Origin of the sequence: Methylobacterium sp. J-072, from assembly GCF_022829425.1 — a bacterium.
GTDB lineage: Bacteria > Pseudomonadota > Alphaproteobacteria > Rhizobiales > Beijerinckiaceae > Methylobacterium.
Genome location: NZ_JAKSYK010000028.1, coordinates 1 through 15858 on the forward strand (window position 1 = coordinate 1; position 15858 = coordinate 15858).

Annotated in this window: 20 protein-coding genes and 1 pseudogene; 12 read left to right on the forward strand and 9 right to left on the reverse strand. The window is 71.4% G+C overall.

All coding sequences use genetic code 11. The features are described from left to right. Window positions 1-213: pseudogene (locus tag MKK67_RS02085) on the forward strand (porin family protein); the annotation flags it as partial. A gap of 107 nt (window positions 214-320) precedes the next feature. Here MKK67_RS02085 and MKK67_RS02090 read toward each other — a convergent pair. Beyond that, entirely contained in the window at window positions 321-827 is a 507-nt protein-coding gene (locus MKK67_RS02090; protein ID WP_243961789.1) for a hypothetical protein, read from the reverse strand. Window positions 828-1017: 190 nt separating this feature from the next. Between MKK67_RS02090 and MKK67_RS02095 the strand changes: the two genes are divergently transcribed. The 4 genes from MKK67_RS02095 to MKK67_RS02110 all read left to right on the forward strand — a co-directional run bounded on the left by MKK67_RS02095 (window position 1018) and on the right by MKK67_RS02110 (window position 3480). Next, window positions 1018-1194, forward strand: a complete 177-nt coding sequence (locus MKK67_RS02095; protein ID WP_243961790.1) for a hypothetical protein — start codon at window positions 1018-1020, stop codon at window positions 1192-1194. After that, window positions 1187-1396, forward strand: coding sequence for a hypothetical protein (locus tag MKK67_RS02100; protein WP_243961792.1), 210 nt, complete (start codon window positions 1187-1189; stop codon window positions 1394-1396). The genes MKK67_RS02095 and MKK67_RS02100 overlap by 8 nt, the downstream gene beginning before the upstream one ends. Window positions 1397-1531: 135 nt before the next feature. Beyond that, the gene (locus MKK67_RS02105; protein ID WP_243961795.1) at window positions 1532-1801 is read left to right on the forward strand and encodes a GCG_CRPN prefix-to-repeats domain-containing protein; all 270 of its coding nucleotides are present in this window, start codon (window positions 1532-1534) and stop codon (window positions 1799-1801) included. 287 nt (window positions 1802-2088) lie between these two features. Further along, the gene (locus MKK67_RS02110; protein ID WP_243961799.1) at window positions 2089-3480 is read left to right on the forward strand and encodes an L-serine ammonia-lyase; all 1392 of its coding nucleotides are present in this window, start codon (window positions 2089-2091) and stop codon (window positions 3478-3480) included. Window positions 3481-3523: 43 nt separating this feature from the next. On the opposite strand, the gene MKK67_RS02115 is transcribed toward MKK67_RS02110, so the two are convergent. The 3 genes from MKK67_RS02115 to MKK67_RS02125 all read right to left on the reverse strand — a co-directional run bounded on the left by MKK67_RS02115 (window position 3524) and on the right by MKK67_RS02125 (window position 4367). Further along, the gene (locus tag MKK67_RS02115; protein WP_243961808.1) at window positions 3524-3769 is read right to left on the reverse strand and encodes a hypothetical protein; all 246 of its coding nucleotides are present in this window, start codon (window positions 3767-3769) and stop codon (window positions 3524-3526) included. Continuing rightward, the gene (locus MKK67_RS02120) at window positions 3766-3999 is read right to left on the reverse strand and encodes a hypothetical protein (RefSeq protein WP_243961810.1); all 234 of its coding nucleotides are present in this window, start codon (window positions 3997-3999) and stop codon (window positions 3766-3768) included. Before MKK67_RS02120 ends, MKK67_RS02115 begins: the two co-directional genes overlap by 4 nt. Before the next feature lie 164 nt (window positions 4000-4163). Continuing rightward, window positions 4164-4367, reverse strand: a complete 204-nt coding sequence (locus tag MKK67_RS02125; RefSeq protein WP_058192874.1) for a hypothetical protein — start codon at window positions 4365-4367, stop codon at window positions 4164-4166. A 265-nt stretch (window positions 4368-4632) separates the two neighbouring features. Here MKK67_RS02125 and MKK67_RS02130 point away from each other — a divergent pair, with 265 nt between their 5' ends. Then, window positions 4633-5019, forward strand: a complete 387-nt coding sequence (locus tag MKK67_RS02130; RefSeq protein ID WP_243961817.1) for a TIGR02300 family protein — start codon at window positions 4633-4635, stop codon at window positions 5017-5019. A gap of 33 nt (window positions 5020-5052) precedes the next feature. Here MKK67_RS02130 and MKK67_RS02135 read toward each other — a convergent pair whose 3' ends face one another. Continuing rightward, window positions 5053-5316, reverse strand: a complete 264-nt coding sequence (locus MKK67_RS02135) for a hypothetical protein (RefSeq protein ID WP_243961819.1) — start codon at window positions 5314-5316, stop codon at window positions 5053-5055. Window positions 5317-5439: 123 nt separating this feature from the next. Between MKK67_RS02135 and MKK67_RS02140 the strand changes: the two genes are divergently transcribed. Continuing rightward, window positions 5440-5880, forward strand: coding sequence for a hypothetical protein (locus MKK67_RS02140; RefSeq protein WP_243961827.1), 441 nt, complete (start codon window positions 5440-5442; stop codon window positions 5878-5880). A gap of 194 nt (window positions 5881-6074) precedes the next feature. Here the strand turns inward: MKK67_RS02140 and MKK67_RS02145 are convergent, their stop codons facing one another. Then, the gene (locus tag MKK67_RS02145; RefSeq protein ID WP_007563113.1) at window positions 6075-6284 is read right to left on the reverse strand and encodes a cold-shock protein; all 210 of its coding nucleotides are present in this window, start codon (window positions 6282-6284) and stop codon (window positions 6075-6077) included. A 134-nt stretch (window positions 6285-6418) separates the two neighbouring features. Beyond that, window positions 6419-8281, reverse strand: coding sequence for a glycosyltransferase family 2 protein (locus MKK67_RS02150; RefSeq protein WP_243961837.1), 1863 nt, complete (start codon window positions 8279-8281; stop codon window positions 6419-6421). A gap of 137 nt (window positions 8282-8418) precedes the next feature. Here MKK67_RS02150 and MKK67_RS02155 point away from each other — a divergent pair, with 137 nt between their 5' ends. The 5 genes from MKK67_RS02155 to MKK67_RS02175 all read left to right on the forward strand — a co-directional run bounded on the left by MKK67_RS02155 (window position 8419) and on the right by MKK67_RS02175 (window position 12279). Beyond that, window positions 8419-9270: a transporter substrate-binding domain-containing protein gene (locus MKK67_RS02155; RefSeq protein WP_243961839.1), complete on the forward strand. Its 852-nt coding sequence runs from the start codon at window positions 8419-8421 to the stop codon at window positions 9268-9270. 68 nt (window positions 9271-9338) lie between these two features. Next, complete coding sequence (locus tag MKK67_RS02160) at window positions 9339-9566, forward strand: hypothetical protein (RefSeq protein ID WP_243961841.1); 228 nt, start codon at window positions 9339-9341, stop codon at window positions 9564-9566. Further along, entirely contained in the window at window positions 9563-9841 is a 279-nt protein-coding gene (locus MKK67_RS02165) for a type II toxin-antitoxin system RelE/ParE family toxin (protein ID WP_243961849.1), read from the forward strand. The genes MKK67_RS02160 and MKK67_RS02165 overlap by 4 nt, the downstream gene beginning before the upstream one ends. A 115-nt stretch (window positions 9842-9956) precedes the next feature. Continuing rightward, window positions 9957-11660, forward strand: coding sequence for a lysine--tRNA ligase (locus MKK67_RS02170; protein ID WP_243961851.1), 1704 nt, complete (start codon window positions 9957-9959; stop codon window positions 11658-11660). A gap of 7 nt (window positions 11661-11667) precedes the next feature. Beyond that, window positions 11668-12279 carry a pyridoxamine 5'-phosphate oxidase family protein gene (locus MKK67_RS02175; protein WP_243961858.1) on the forward strand — a complete coding sequence of 204 codons (612 nt, stop codon included), beginning with the start codon at window positions 11668-11670 and terminating at the stop codon, window positions 12277-12279. 6 nt (window positions 12280-12285) lie between these two features. On the opposite strand, the gene MKK67_RS02180 is transcribed toward MKK67_RS02175, so the two are convergent. Both MKK67_RS02180 and MKK67_RS02185 read right to left on the reverse strand, forming a co-directional pair. After that, window positions 12286-13200 carry a transglutaminase family protein gene (locus tag MKK67_RS02180; protein ID WP_243961861.1) on the reverse strand — a complete coding sequence of 305 codons (915 nt, stop codon included), beginning with the start codon at window positions 13198-13200 and terminating at the stop codon, window positions 12286-12288. A 118-nt stretch (window positions 13201-13318) separates the two neighbouring features. After that, on the reverse strand, window positions 13319-15856 hold the full coding sequence (locus tag MKK67_RS02185) for a circularly permuted type 2 ATP-grasp protein (RefSeq protein ID WP_243961863.1): 2538 nt from the start codon (window positions 15854-15856) through the stop codon (window positions 13319-13321). Between the last annotated feature and the right edge of the window lie 2 nt (window positions 15857-15858).

A 15858-nucleotide genomic window follows, 5' to 3' on the forward strand; every position in this document is an offset into this window, starting at 1 on the left:
ACCGACTCGTTCCTGAACTTCTTCCGCTCCTCGGCCGTCACGCTCAAGGTCGAAGGCCTGTACGTCAACCTCGACCGCGGCACCCGCAACCAGGGTGTCCTGCTCGTCAACGCCGCCAACCTCGCCCCGGCCTATTCCAGCGCGATCGGTCGCCGCGACGACGAGTTCGCCGTCGTCCGCGCAGGCCTGAATTACAAGTTCGGCTCGTACTAAGAACAGCCGACATCGCTTGACCTAAGCATCCCCAGCCCGATCAGACTGGCCGCTTAGGCGAGGAGCGTCCCGGGATCACATCCCGGGACGTCTTTGTATGGGCCGGTCTAGGCGTGAACCGCGTGCGCCAGCTCGGCCTTCGACATCCGCGAGCGGCCGGACACGTTCTGCGCCCTGGCCCTGCGCATCAGCTCGGCCTTCGTCGGACCGGATTTTTCATTCTCCCGTGCCGCCGCAGCCTTCTCGGCAGCGACCTTGGGCTGCTTCGAGAACTGCTTGCCCTTGCGCGTGTCGGCCCGCTTCTTGGCGGTGCTCGCCGCGTATTCCGCGTCGGTCAGGCTCGCGCGGGCCTTCTTGGGCAGGTAGCGCTCGCCGGTCTTGCCGCTCTCCGCGCCCGACTTCGTGCCCCATTCCTCCTCGGTCCATTGCTGGAGGTAGTTGTCGGGGCCCTTCTTGCCGGCGTAGCCGCCGCCGGCCTTCTTGTATTCGGCGGTCGCCATCTGCGCCTTCCGGGCCGACCATTGGCCGGGCTTGCCGCCCTTGTCGGACTCCGTGACCGCATGCTTGACCGTGTCCCACAGCTTCGGATCGGTCTTCTGGGCGGTTCCCGACATCGCTGCGCCTCGCGGATGGAGATGTGGCGATCAACCCGACGCCTGCCGCCACTGTTCCTGTGAGGCCCGTTCGGGCGGTGCGACCGAACGTCGGACGCCTGCCGGAAGGGACAGTCCGACGGGCTTTCCCGTCGTCGCGGCCGGATACCGCGGGCGTCTCGCGCGGTTATCCGTGAAAGGGAGCCTCCGCATGCCCGACACGCCGACGACCAACACGCAAGACCTCGCCAACACCGAGTACGACGCCCAGCGCCGGGCACGGGCGGCTGCCACACCCCCAACCAGCCCGCCCGACGCTTCCCCAACCTCCTCGGACGAGCGCGCGGAGACGGGCCAGCCCGACGCGAAGGAAAAGCAGCATGGCTGACGTGCCAACCGACACGCAGGCGCAGCGGATGCCCCAGGGCAAGCCGAAGAGCGAGGGGCTGGCCAACGCGCCGCTGGACACGGCCACCGGTACGGTCAAGCCCCAGGACGGCCCGATGGACCGGGCCGGCACCGAGGCGGAGGAGGCGGCCCGGGGCGGCCGGAGCCTCGGGGCGGAGCGCGACAGGCCCGGCAAACCGTGAACGACGCCCCGGCAGCGGCAATTTTGTTGCTGGGCGGTTAAAGCCAAGGTCAGCCGCTATTCAGGCCGCAGGACCAATCTCCCCCGCGCCTTGCGCCGGGCGGATCCGGTGCAGGCTCGCACAGAGGGTCTGACCATGATGCACCTGAAGATGCTCGCGGCAGCCGCAGCCGTCGCCGGCGGTCTCGGCCTCGCCTCCGCCAGCGCCGCGCCCTTGGCACCGCCGGCCGCCGATACGATCACCGGCGCCGCGCCGGTCACAGACGTCGCCTATGGCTGCGGTCCCGGCTTCGCCCCCGGGCCCTACGGCCGGTGCCGTCCGATCTACCGCCGGCCGCGCTTCTACGGCCCCCGCTGCTTCTTCCGCCCGACGCCCTTCGGCCCACGGCGGGTCTGTCGCTACTGAAACGGGCGCGCGCCGGGGCCTCCCGCCCCGGCGCCGCGCTGCCGGCCAGCCGGATTTCGCTTCCGATCGCCGCCCCTCCGCGGCACCCGCTCGCCCAGACCCCGCCGGCCGGCAGCGACGCAAGTCCGGCGCAAGGAAGCGCACCGAGCATACGAAGCTCTGGGTGATCACCGGTCCAGACCGGTCCCTTGTCGAGGCTTGGCGCGTTTCTTCCATTGGGCGCCCGCCAGCCTCGAGACATGGACCGCGGCCCCTGACGGGGTCCCACGGCTGGAACGGGCAGAAAAATGTTTCTCAGCGTGTTCGACGTGTTCAAGCCGGGGATCGGGCCCTCCTCGTCCCACACGATGGGCCCGATGACGGCGGCCGCCGACTTTTTGGATCTCCTGCGCCGGCATGACGCGCGCGCCGCGGCGGCGGCCCTCCGGGTGAGCCTGCACGGCTCGCTGGCCTTCACCGGCCGGGGACACGCCACCGACCGGGCGGTGGCGCTCGGTCTCCTCGGCTTCCGGCCGGGCGATATCGCGATCGATGACGCGGAGCGCGGGCTCGAAGCCCTGCGCATCGAGAAACGGCTCGCCCTGGCGGATCTGCCGGTCCTCGCCTTCGATCCCGCGACCGCGATCGTGTTCGATTACGGGCCGCCGCTGCCCGGTCACGCGAACGGCCTGGTGATCAGCGCCCTCGACGCGGGCGGTGCGCCGATCCTGTCCGAGACCTACTACTCGATCGGCGGCGGCTTCGTGGTCACCGCGGCCCAGCGGGAGGCCGAGGTGCCGCCGCCCAGTGCGGCCGCGGATCTGCGGCTGTGGCCCTATCCGTTCGAGACCTCGGCCGCGATGCTGCGCATGGCGCGCGACAGCGGCCTGTCTGTGGCCGCGATGAAGCGCGCCAACGAGGTCGTCGGCCGCCCCGAGGCGGAGGTCGATGCGGGCCTCACCCGGATCTGGCAGGCGATGAATGCCTGCGTCGAGCGCGGCCTGTCCCGGGAGGGCGAGTTGCCGGGCGGCCTACGGGTCAAGCGGCGAGCCAAGCGCATCCGCGACCAGCTCGACCGCGAGCACGGCTCCAACATCGCCCAGCCGCACGTCATGACGGATTGGCTGAGCGTCTACGCCATGGCGGTCAACGAGGAGAACGCGGCCGGCGGCCAGGTCGTGACCGCCCCGACCAACGGCGCCGCCGGGGTCGTCCCGGCGGTGATTCGGTACTACACCGACCATTGCATCGGCGCCGACCCGGCGCGGATCCCGGAATTTCTGCTGACGGCCGCGGCGATCGGCGGGCTGATCAAGCACAACGCCTCGATCTCCGGCGCGGAGGCCGGCTGCCAGGGAGAGGTCGGCTCGGCCAGCGCCATGGCGGCGGCCGGCCTCTGCGCCGTGCTCGGCGGGACACCCGCCCAGGTCGAGAACGCCGCCGAGATCGCCCTGGAGCATCACCTGGGCATGACCTGCGATCCCGTCGGCGGACTGGTGCAGGTGCCCTGCATCGAGCGCAACGGGATCGGTGCCACCAAGGCGGTGGCGGCGGCCTCGCTGGCTTTGCGCGGCGACGGCTCGCATTTCATGCCGCTGGACAATTGCATCGCGGCGATGCGCCAGACCGGCGAGGAGATGAGCGCGAAATACAAGGAGACGAGCCTGGGCGGGCTCGCGGTGAACCTGCCGGAATGCTGACCGCGCCTCGCGTCGGGCGGGTCGCGCCGTCACCGGTCCGGGATCAGGATTTGAGGTCGGCCGTGACGCGGTCGGCACTGCGCACCGGGCTGTCCTGACCCGCGACCAGCGCGCGGAGCTCGGCCTCGGACAGGAGCTGCCCGTCCGGCCCGGTGATGCTGATGCTGTCATGGCCCGCGGCCTGGAAATCGCTCAGCTTCTTGAGCGCCCATTCCGGCGTCGGGCAATTGTAGGTCGCGGTCCCGTGCGGCTTCCGCGCCCGCACGACGAAGGGCGGCGCGGTCGTCATTCGAGCTCGATGCCCGCCGCGCCGAGGATGACGCGCTGCTTCAGGATGGCGATGCGATGGGTTCGGATCGTCTGCTCGATCTGCGTGACGCCCGGATCGCCGGTGGCGTTCAGGAGCACGAGCGCGTCCGACAGCGCCGCGATCGCGAACTCGTCCAACAGGATGTTGAACGCGAGGCGCTCCCGCAGGGTCGTGCAGGTGCAGTCAGGCTGGTCTTTCCGCTGCGACATGTTGGACAACGAGCGGGACCGCCGTTGGTTCTCCAGTCGCCGCCCACGCTCCGGTCGGCCACGCGCGCCTGTCAGCCCGCCACGGGGCAGGTCGCAGGCGTCGCGGCTGATTCGGCGCGCCTCGGATCCAGGGATCGTGAGGCGCGACCGCCGGGTTCAGGCGCTCAGCGACGGCCGCCGTCGGCGCCTGGCTTCATGGCGCGTTCGATGGCCTCCATGGCGCTCTCGAACGCCTTCGCCTCGCTGCGGTGCGGACGATCGGATCGCTCGATCAGCTTGCCGCTCCGGCGGATGGCCCATTGGAAATGGCCCTCCGGCTTCGCGATGGGGGAGACCTCGATGGAGTAGGGGTGTGGTACGTCTGACATAAGTGCCCTATGCCAGCCTTGCCGCGCGGATGCCAGTCACCTGCGGGCATTCCGCGGCGCAATCTGTCATGGGCTGGGGGCGACGCACCGGCACGGCACCGCGGGCCCGGGCATCCGGACCGGCGCGTCCGGCCGTTGCCCACCCCGGCGGCGGCCCCTTCGGACCCGTGTCGGTCGGGGCGGGCCACCGGGCGCCGTCCTGTGCTACACACCGTCGAAACCACGCCGGCGATCCGGCATCGAACACGTTCTAAGGAGAGTTGCAGTGGCGCGTCCGGACCTTGGTACAAAGCGGATCTGCCCGACGACGGGGAAGAAATTCTACGACCTCAACAAGGATCCCGTCGTCTCCCCCTACTCGGGCGAAGTCGTCCCGACCGCCGTCGCGACCTCGTTCGGCCGGGCGGCCCCTCCCGTCGTCGCCCGCAAGGAGGCGCCGGCCGAGGAGGAGGACGAGGCCGAGGGCCCCGAGCTCGTGTCGCTCGACGAGGTCGAGGCCGAGGAAGCCGACAAGGACACCGATACCGAGGGCGACGACGCCCTGGACATCGAGGACGACGGCGAGACGGTCGAGGACGACACCCTCGTGGTCGACGAGGACGACGACAACACCACGGACCTCGTCGAGGTCAGCGACGACGACGACGAGTAGGGCCGCCCGAGCGCGATGACGCCGGCATGGGCGTCATCGCGCGATCGGCCGCGCCATGAGCAGGGCCGACCGCACGGCCATGCGGCGCGCCGGCTCATCGGCCTCGGCATCGACCATCGCGGCGGACGCGAAGGCGTGCGCCGCGACGGAAGCGGCCAGGTCCAGGACGTGATCCGGACCGATGGCGTGCGTCCGCGTCGCGAGCTCCGCCAGATAGGCGTCGACCGCGGAGCCGACCGCCTCGATCGCGATGCGTTCGTCGGTCACGAGGTCCCAGAGCGTGGCGGTCTCGGGCATCGGCAGGGTCCTGCACCGCGGGCGGTGATCGCAACGTTGTAACAGCACGGATGGCCACCCCGTGTGGCGTCCGCCCCTCACAGGATCGGCATCAATGACATCCTCGGTCGCGGCTCCCCGCGCTTGACGGCTTCCCACGCCGCAGGCGCTCTCGTTCCCGGCCGATCCTGCGGATCGTGTACCGCCTGTTGCCGGATTCTGGAGATCAAGGCCCTCGACAAGCCGGCGGGCACGCTGTGCCGGCACAGCACCGGCCGGGCCTGCGGGATCTACCCGGACCGTCCCGAGGCCTGCGCCCAATGGCATTGCCTGTGGCGCCGGATCGGGGCCCTGCCAGACGCGCTGCGGCCCGATCGCTCGGGCGTGGTTTTCGGGCTGGAACGCCGCCCGCCCGATGCAGGTACATCCGAGGGGGCCTGTATCGTAGGGCGCGCCCTGGACGGCGAGCAGGCTTTCGAGCGCTGGGAGGCGGTCGAGGCCTTCGCCATGTTCGTTCGGGAAGGCTCCCTGCCAGTCTGGAAAGCGCATGGCCGGCACGCGACCCTGATGAACCCGGGCCGGTAGATCCCCGGTCGCCGTGGTTCACGCTGCATGTGACGGGCCCCCCGCTGCCCGATCCGATCACGGGTCAGCGGGGAGGTCGTCGAGGTCACCGGCGCGAGCCGATACGCAACCTGGCTCGCGGGACCGGTGATAGCCGGCTCCGGTTAGCCAAAGCGCAAGCCAGCGCCCACGCTTCGGTCCCGGATCGGGAAAGCTCAGTCGGCCTTCAGGTTGGCCGCGCTCTCCTTGCCGCTGCGCCGATCGGCCTCGACGTCGTAGGAGATCTTCTGCCCCTCGATCAGGTTGCGCATGCCTGCGCGCTCGACAGCCGAGATATGGACGAACACGTCCTTGCCGCCATCATCGGGCTGGATGAAGCCGTAGCCCTTGGTCTCGTTGAACCACTTCACGGTACCGGTAGCCATAGAGTTGTCCTAGTCGTCTCCGGCTCGCCAAAGCGACGTGCCGCAGGGGCCGAACGAGCCGCCTTGGCCGACTGTTCCCAAAGTTCCGCGCATGCGCAACCGCCAGCCGCCCGAAAGCCGTCCGAAACCGCCCTTCACGGCAGCGCCCGCCGGCGCAGCCGGCCGCTGCGCGAAGTGCGCGACAGGCCGTGCGGGGTCTTGTTCCAACGCACGGGAGCGCGGACCAACTCGATCAGGGCGAGCCAGGCGGCCAGGCTGACGAGGAGGAAATAGACCGGCATGCAGGGTGCCACCTGCGCGAGATCGCCCCAGCCGCGCCGGGCGCAGCCGACCAGGGCCGGCAGAGCCATGGCGGCGAGCCCGACGCCGAACAGGGTGATGGCGAGACCGGCGGCGAGATTATCTTGGAAGGACGGGGCGGCCTGGATCTCCAGGATCAAGAAGTTCCACACGGCGCCAGCCAGGCAGACGGGATAGGCCAGCGCCGAGACCACCGTCCCGGGCACCAGCGCCACGGCACCGAGTGTCTCCAGGCCGCCGAGGCGACAGGCATTGGCCAGCGGGTGACGCCCATGGGCGAGGCTGGTCTGCATCAGGCCCTTCAGCCAGCGGGTGCGCTGGGCAAGCCAGGGCCCGAGCCGGGCCGGCGCTTCCTCGATCGTGGCGCTCGGCAGGTCGCCCACCGCGTAGCCCGCCAGCGCCAGCCGGATCCCGAGATCGGCATCCTCGGTGACGTTCCAGGGGTCCCAGCCGCGCAGGTCCCGCAGCACCCGGGTGCGCAGGTGCATGGAGGTGCCGCCCAGCGGAATCGGCAGGTCGAGGCGTGCGAGCGCCGGATTCAGCACATCGAACAGGCCCGCATATTCGAGCGCGAAGGCGCGGGCCAACAGAGAGTCGCCGGCATTGTCGATCACGAGGCGTCCCTGAAGGCAGGCCGTGCTCTCCGGCAGGCGCGCGAACATCGATGCGGAAAGCCGCAATTGCCCGGGATCGGGCAAATCCTCGGCGTCGTAGACCGTCAGAAGGGCGCCGCGGGCGAGCGGCAGGGCCGCGTTGAGCGCCCGCGGCTTGGTGCGGGGCATCCCCGGCGGCACCATGATCACCTCGAACCGGGCGGGCAGGGCGTTCCGCGCCACGGCCGCCGCGGTCTCCGGATCGTCCGCCTCGAGCAGGAGCTTGATGTCGAGCTTGGCCGCCGGATAATCGAGGGCCATGAGCCCCTGGATCAGGCTAGGCACCACCGCGGCCTCGCGGTGCAGCGCCACCAGCACCGTGTAGACCGGCAGGTCAAGGTCGGCGAGCAGGTCCACCGGGTCGGTCGCCACCGGCGCCGGGATGACCAGGGCGGTCAGCCGGAACGTCGTCATCGCCAGGAACAGGCCCTGACCCGCCAGGGTCACCGCACGGGCAAGCGGCGGCGGCAGCACCGCGAACAGGCACAGCGCCGCGATCGACGCGAGCACGAGGAGCAGCAGCCACCGGCTCGCAGGCTCGCGCGGCACGGCCCGCTCGGGCGCGTGGCGCCGCAGATCCTGCGCGGCGTGATCCGCCACCGCCCCGGGGATCGCGGCGAACACCGCCTCGCGCAGATGCGTCGGGCTGATGATCGCCGGCATCGCGGCGCGGCGTGGGGCGTCGAGGAGTTCCGCGATCAGCCGGCCGCGGGGCGCCAGCACGCAGGGGGCGACCGACCCGGGCGCCAGGGGCGCGAGGCCGGCGACCAGGCTGTCGGGAAAGCGCAGGCCGAGGCCGAACGCGATCGGCCCGTCGAGATAGGGGACGCCGAGTTTTCGGGCGAGGGCGCGGTAATACGCCGTCTCGTCCATCAGACCGGCACTCAGCAGCGCAGTCGCCGAATCGGTCCCGGCAGCGGCGGCCTCCCGGGCCGCCCGGATCAGCAGGCGGGCCTCGACCCCTTCGGCGAGCAGGAAGGCGATCTCCGGCGGCAGGGAGAGCGCGTGGGTGATGTCGGCCGTGGGCAGGCGCTGCACCGACACGCCGGCGCTCCCCCGGTGGCCCCAGGACGTGCTAGGGGAGGGGCGTGAGCCAGACCCCGTCCCCGCCCTCCGAAAGGAGCATCGCCGTCATCCGATCGTCAAGAGCGGGCGGCCGACGGGCTCGATCGTCCCTTGGGATGGCGGCGCTCGCCGCGATCCTGTGGTCCGGATCCGGACCCGCCTGGGCGGCGGCGCCCGCGGAGCCGCAGGCCGCGACGCCCGCCGTGACGGTCCCGAATTTCTGGAACCCCCGCAGCCGCGGCGAGCGGGTCGAGGCGCCCCAGACCGGCCGGGCGATTCGGTTCCTAACCGACGACGAGTTCCCGCCGCTGCACTTCGCCGGTCCGGACGGCAACCCCACCGGCTTCGCGGTCGAGCTGGCCCGCGCCGTCTGCGAGAAGCTGACGATCACCTGCACGGTGCAGGCGCGCCGGTTCGATACGCTGCTGGACGCCCTAGACGGCCGGCAGGGCGACGTGATCGCCGCCGCCATCCCGCTGACCGCGAATGTGCGCGAGAAATTCCTGGCGACGCGGCCGTATTTCCGCTGGCCGGCGCGTTTCGCCGCCCGCACCGACAAGGGCCTGCCGGTCCCCTCGGCCTCGGCGCTGGCTGGCCGCAGCGTCGGCGTGATGGGCGGCAGCGCGCACGCCGCCTACCTCAAGGCCTTCTTCCCGAAGGCCGTCCCGAAGGAATTCCTCGACCTCGCGGCCGCCGAGGGCGCGCTCAAGCGCGGCGAGGTCGACTACCTGTTCGCCGACGGCCTCAACCTCGCCCTCTATGTCGGCGGCCAGGAGGCGGAGAATTGCTGCGCCCTGATCGGCGGCGACTATCTGGAGAACCGCTATTTCGGCGAGGGCATCGGGCTGATCACCCGCCAGGAGGATGCGGCGCTCTCCCGGGCGCTGGACGACGCGCTCCAGCGGGTCTGGGACGACGGGAAATACACCGAGCTGTACCTGCGGTTCTTCCCGGTGAGCCCGTTCTGAGGGGCTTTCTTCCCAGCAGCGGATCGGGGATCCTGCGCCACGCTGGGTCTCCCCGACAGGATCGAGGCATGACGGATCTTCTTGACAAGGCGGTGGCCAAGGCGCGGGACCTCGCACCGGAGATGCAGGACGAGATCGCCCGCGTGATGCTGGCCTTCGTCCATGAGGACGCGCCCATCTACCAGTTCACCCCGGAAGAGGAGGCGGAACTCGACGAATCCGAGGCCGCGGCCGCGCGGGGTGATTTCGCGACCGAAGCGGAGGTACGCGCCATTTGGGCCAAATATGGCCTGTGAAGCTGCGCCTGACCCGACCTGCGGCATCCCAGCTCGACAAGGTGCTCGCCTATCTTAACCGCCGGAACCCGCAGGGCGCGCGCAAGGTGCAACAGCGCCTTCAGGCGGCCATGGACCTTCTGCTGCACCACCCCTTTGCGGGCTCCATCACGGCCCGGCCCGGCATCCGGCGCCTCATGGCACGTCCCTACCCCTACGCGATCACGTATCAGGTCGCAGCGAACGAGATCGTCATCCTGGGTATCCGGCATGCCGCGCGGCGGCCGCAGCCCTGAAAGCTCCGAGCCGCCCACACCGCCCCCGGGACACCGGATTGCACCGGCAGCCGTTCCGCTGGGGCTCGAACCGCTCTAGGGTGCGCGATCCCAGCGTTCCGTCACCCACGAAATCATGCCCACCGCACCTGCCCTGATTCTTGACCCCGACCTGATCGAGGCCGCCGCCAATGCCGCCGCCTGGCCGTTCGAGGAGGCGCGCAAGCTCGTCGCGCGGCTGGAGAAATCCGGGAAGACCGAGGTGCTGTTCGAGACCGGCTACGGGCCGTCGGGGCTGCCGCATATCGGCACCTTCGGGGAGGTCGCCCGCACCTCCATGGTCCGCCACGCCTTCCGGGTGCTGACCCGGGACGCGGTGCCGACCCGGCTGCTGGCCTTCTCGGACGACATGGACGGGCTGCGCAAGGTCCCGGACAACGTCCCGAACCGCGAGATGCTGGCCGCCCATCTCGGCAAGCCGCTGTCGCGCATCCCGGACCCGTTCTCGAACGAGCATCCCTCGTTCGGGGCGGCCAACAACGCCCGGCTGCGTGCCTTCCTGGACAGCTTCGGCTTCGACTACGAATTCGCCTCCGCCACCGATTACTACACGTCGGGCCGGTTCGACGCGGCGCTGCTGCGCGTGCTGGAGCGCTACGATGCCGTGATGGAGATCATGCTGCCGTCGCTGCGCGCCGAGCGCTCGGCCTCCTACTCGCCGTTCCTGCCGCTCCACCCGGTCACCGGCCACGTGATGCAGGTGCCGATCGACGAGGTGCGGGTCGAGACCGGCACCCTGGTCTGGCGCGATCCCGCCACGGGCGAGCGCTACGAGACCCCGGTGACCGGCGGCCACGCCAAGCTGCAATGGAAGCCCGACTGGGCGATGCGCTGGGTCGCCCTCGGCGTCGATTACGAGATGGCCGGCAAGGACCTGATCGACTCGGTCAAGCTGTCGGGCAAGATCGCCCGGGCGCTCGGCGGCGAGCCGCCGGAGGGCTTCAACTACGAGCTGTTCCTCGACGAGAAGGGCCAGAAAATCTCGAAGTCGAAGGGCAACGGCCTGACCATCGACGACTGGCTGAAATACGGCACGCCGGAATCGCTCGCCTTGTTCATGTACAACAAGCCGCGCGAGGCCAAGCGCCTGTTCTTCGACGTGATCCCGCGGCACGTGGACGAGTATATCGGCTTCCTCGACCGCTATGCCGGCCAGGACGCGAAGCTGCGCCTCGGCAACCCGGTCTGGCACCTCCATGCCGGCAACCCGCCGGAGCCCGAGCGGGTCGAGGGCGCGAGCCTGACCTTCGCGATGCTGCTCAACCTCGCGGCGGTGGCCAACACCGAGGACCCGGCGGTGCTGTGGGGCTTCATCCGCCGCTACGCGCCGCAGACCGGCCCGCAGACCCATCCGGGCCTCGACCGGCTGGTGGTCCACGCCCTGAAATATTTTTCGGATTTCGTGCGCCCGGCCAAGACCTACCGGGAGCCCACGTCCGAGGAGCGGGCGGCCCTTGAGGACCTGTCGGAGACGCTTGCGGCGCATGCCGGCTCCACCGATCCGGAGGCCCTGCAGGCGGCGGTCTACGAGGTCGGGCGGCGGCACTTCCCCGATACGTCCGGCAAGGCCAAGAGCCCGGACGGGCGCCCCGGCGTGTCGCAGGCGTGGTTCACGAGCCTGTACAACGTGCTGTTCGGCGAGGCCCGGGGGCCGCGCTTCGGCTCCTTCGTGGCCCTCTACGGGGTGGCGGAGACCCGGGCGCTGATCGCGGCGGCCCTGTCGGGCGCCCTGGTGGCCGAGCACGCCGCGTTCACGGCCGGCACCGCCAAGGTCGCGTGAGGCCGCGATGATCGTCGAGACCGAAGCGCAGCTGGAGGCGATCTACGCCGCGTCCCTGGCCCCGGCCTCCGTGGTCAAGGTCACGGCGACGATCACGCCGGACTACGCGGCGCTGATCGCCGCCTCGCCGTTCGCGGTGCTGGCCACATCCGGCCCCGAGGGGCTCGATTGCAGCCCGCGGGGCGACCGGCCGGACTTCGTCCGGGTCGCCGACCCGCGCACGCTGATCCTGCCCGACCGGCGCGGCAACAACCGGATCGACTCCCTCCGCAACGTCGTGCGCGATCCGCGGGTGGCGCTGCTGTTCCTGATCCCGGGCTCGGGCACGACCTTCCGGGTGAACGGCAGGGCGGTGATCTCGGTTGATCCGGATCTCCTGGATTCGTTCCGGGTGGACGGCCACGCGCCGCGCACGGCCCTCGTGATCACGGTCGAGGCAGCGTATTTCCAATGCGCCCGGGCGATCGTCCGCGCCCGGCTGTGGGAGCCCGAGGCCCGGGTCGATCCGGCGGACCTGCCGAGCCCCGGGACGATCCTGGCCGCGCTCACCGCGGGCGATGTCGGCGGCCAGGCCTACGACGCGGAATGGCCGGCCCGGGCCGCCAAGACGATGTGGTGAGCCACGTCAGCCCACCAGGGCGAGGCCGGGTTGGGACACATCCTGCGTCTCGGTCTCGGGGATCACGTCGACCTCGACCTTGAGGCGCTGCCTGCCCGAGCCGCTGACGATGCCGTCCACCGGCGCCACGTCGCCGTAATCGCGGCCGCGGGCCACCACGATGTGGTCGTCCCGCACCGGCACGCCGTTGGTCGGGTCGAGGCCGAGCCAGCCCTCGCCGCACCAGACCGCCACCCAGGCGTGGCTCGCATCCGCGCCGCGCAGGCGCGGCCGGCCCGGCGGTGGCACGGTGCGCAGGTAGCCGCTGACATAGGCCGCCGGCAGGCCCATGCCGCGCAGGCCCGCGATCATCACGTGGGCGAAATCCTGGCAGACCCCGGCTCGCAGCGCGAAGGATTCGGCGAGCGGCGTACGCACGTTCGTGGCCTTGGCATCGAACCGGAAATCGGCGCCGATGCGCAGCATCAGGTCGTGGGCCGCCCCGTAGGCGCTTCGGCCAGGCGAAAAACTGGCCCGGGCATAGTCGGTCACCTCGGCGACGAGGGGCACCCGGCCGCTCGGGAACAGGAAATGGACCGGCGCCCGGCCGCCGAGGTCGCGCGAAGCCACAACGGCATCGCGGACCCGCTCCCAGGGCTGGCCGGATTCCGGCTCCGGCGGGGTGCGGCGCTCGACCCGCACGGTCGACAGCGCCTCGACGCTGAAGGTGGTGTGGGGCGTATCCAGGGTGATCGCCACCGCCTCGATGCCGAAATAGTCCCGCCGCATCAGCGCCGTGGTCGGGCTCGGATCGATGGTCACGGCGCTCGCCAGCACGCTCTGGCCCTCGCCGTCCTGGGGTTTCAGCCGCAGGGAGCAGCGGGCGAAGCGCACCGGCTTGCCGTAGCGGTAGGTGGTGCGGTGGCGCAGCGTGTAGATCATCCCGGCGGCCGCGCGATTCTCTCTCTGTCGCACGCATCATAGGCCGAAAGGGTCACCGATTTTGCGGCGACGCTGATGCAGGAACAGGAATCCAGGCCGGATTGCGCGGTGCCCCTCATCACGCCAGGCCCGTCAGCTTTTCCGGGCGCAGCGCGTTCGGCCCGGCCGGGAAGTAGCGCACCGCGATGCCGTCGGCGAGGCGTTCGAGGTCGGTCTCCAGGGCGGTGAGGCGCACGGCGTCGAAATCGGCGGCCTCGCCGCTGCGCAGCTCCGCCAGGATCCGGGAGGCGATGCGGCGATGCGGCTCCGGGATGCCGTCGGCCGACAGGGCCGGCAGGTCGTCGAGATGCCGGGCGATCGCCTCCGCCTGGAAGGCGATGGAGCGCGGGTTGTAGGGGTCGAGCAGCACCATGTCGCGCACGGGGTCGAGGGCCGCGCCCTGCATGTAGCGCCGGCCGTAGCTGATCTGCGAGTCGCACAGCGACAGCATCACCCCGAGGCAGCCCGGCGTCGCCTCGTCGTTGGCGAACGAGAGCGCGAAGGTGCAGGTGTTGATCGCCCGCTCGACGCGCCGGCCGAGCTCGACGAAGTGCCAGCCCTCCGCCCGGCTCATGTTCTCGTGGGTGAGGCCGGAGAGCGCGGCCAGCTGGCTCAGCGCCCGCTCGGCGCGTCCCGCGAGCTGCGATTCGGTGAAGGTCCGTTCGGTGTCGAGCGACAGGAGCTCGATCAGGTCGGCCAGCACCCGCCAGGCTTCGCCGGACAGGCGGGCGCGCAGCGCGGCGGCGTTGCGCCGGGCCGAGACGATGTGGGCGCGGGCCGAGCCCGAGCGCTCGCGCCCGGTGAGCGCCTCCTGGGCGAGACGGGCGGTGGGCAGGTCGGTGGCGCCGGTGGCGCCCCATTCGTGCAGCAGCGCCCGCAGGGCGAGGGCCGCCGGGGTGTCGAGGGCGCCGGAGATGTCGGCCCCGACCGCGTCGCCGACGCTGCGCAGGTGGGCCAGGACCAGCCGGATCACCGCCTCGGCGCGTTCGAGGTAGCGGCCGAACCAGAACAGGCCGTCGGCCGCCCGGGAGGGCAGGTGGCCGCCGACCCGGCGCACCCGCGGGGCCGCGTGGGAGCCGATCAGCGGCGCCTCGACCGGGCTCTCGGACAGCACCCACAGGTCGGCCGAGCGGATGCCGAGCCGCATCTCGATCGGGTCGACATCCTCGCCCTCCGAGACCCGGCAGAAGCCGCCCGGCATCACCTGCCAGCCGGAGGGGGTCCGGGTGGCGAAGACGCGCACCACGAAGGGGCGGGGCACCAGGGTGAGGCCGGTCTCGCCGCGCTCCCAGCCTGGCATGGTCGAGAGCGGCGCGGCCTCCTGGGCGACGTAGTCGAACGGCCGGTCGCGCAGGGCTGCCACGACCCGCGCCCGCTCGGCCGCTAGGGCGTGCGGGGCCAGCATCGCGTCGCGGCCCGCCCCGCGCTGGGGCGTGGCCGCCGGGCGCAGGGTCAGGCTGTCGAGATTCGCCTGGGCATGGGCCAGGCCTTCGAGGTCGCCGCACCACCAGGCCCGGGGATGCCCGAGCCGCAGAGGCTCGCCCAGCAGCCGTCGGGCGATGCCGTCGAGATAGGGGGCGAGCGCCGCGGACTCGACCAGCCCCGAGCCCGGCATGTTGGCCATCACCACGGAGCCGTTGCGCAGAGCCTCGATCACGCCGGGCACGCCCAGCCGCGAGGCCGGATTGAGTTCGAGGGGATCGAGGTAGTCGGCATCGATCCGGCGCCACAGGGCGTCGGCCCGCTTCAGCCCCGAGACGGTGCGGACATGCAGGGCGCCGTCCCGCATGACGAGGTCGTCGCCCTCGACCAGCATCAGGCCGAGATAGCGGGCCAAAGCCGCCTGCTCGACATAGGTGCTGCTGTAGGGGCCGGAGGTCAGCAGGCAGATGCGCGGGTCGGCGCGCTCGGCCCCCAGCGCCAGGCCTTCGCGGAACGCCTGGAAGAAGGCCGGCAGGCGCTCGACATGGAGTTCCTGGAAGAAGTCCGGGAAGGTCCGGGCCAGGACCATCCGGTTCTCCAGCGCCCAGCCGAGGCCCGACGGCGCCTGCGTCCGGTCGGCCAGGACCTGCCAGCGCCCGTCCGGCCCCCGGCCGATATCGGCGGCGTAGAGCTTCAGGTAGTGGCCCCCCGGGGGGGCGACCCCGTGCAGGGGGTGGAGGAATTCCGGCGTCCCGGCCACGATCGCGGCGGGCAGCAGCCCATCCGCGACCAGCCGGCCCTCGCCGTAGGCATCGGCGAGGATCGCCTCCATCAGCTCGGCGCGCTGGACGATGCCGGCGCTGAGCTCCCGCCACTCGGCGGCCTCCACGACCAGGGGCAGGCAGCCGAGCGGCCAGGGATGCTCGCGCTGGTCGCCGGAGATACGGAAGGAGATGCCGGCATCGCGGATATGCCGCTCCGCCGAGACGAAGCGGGCCAGGATCTCCGGCTCGGTCAGCGCGCCGAGATGGTCGAGCAGGCGCGGCCAGGCGCCGCGCGGGGCGCCGTCGTCACCCAGAAACTCGTCCGGCCGGCCGGGGACGGGCCGGTAACCCGCGGTCCAGCGCGCGATGCGCTCCCGCGGGCTCTCCGCCGCCTCGGCCCGGGCGGCGCCGGATGCGAGCGCCGCCTCCATCA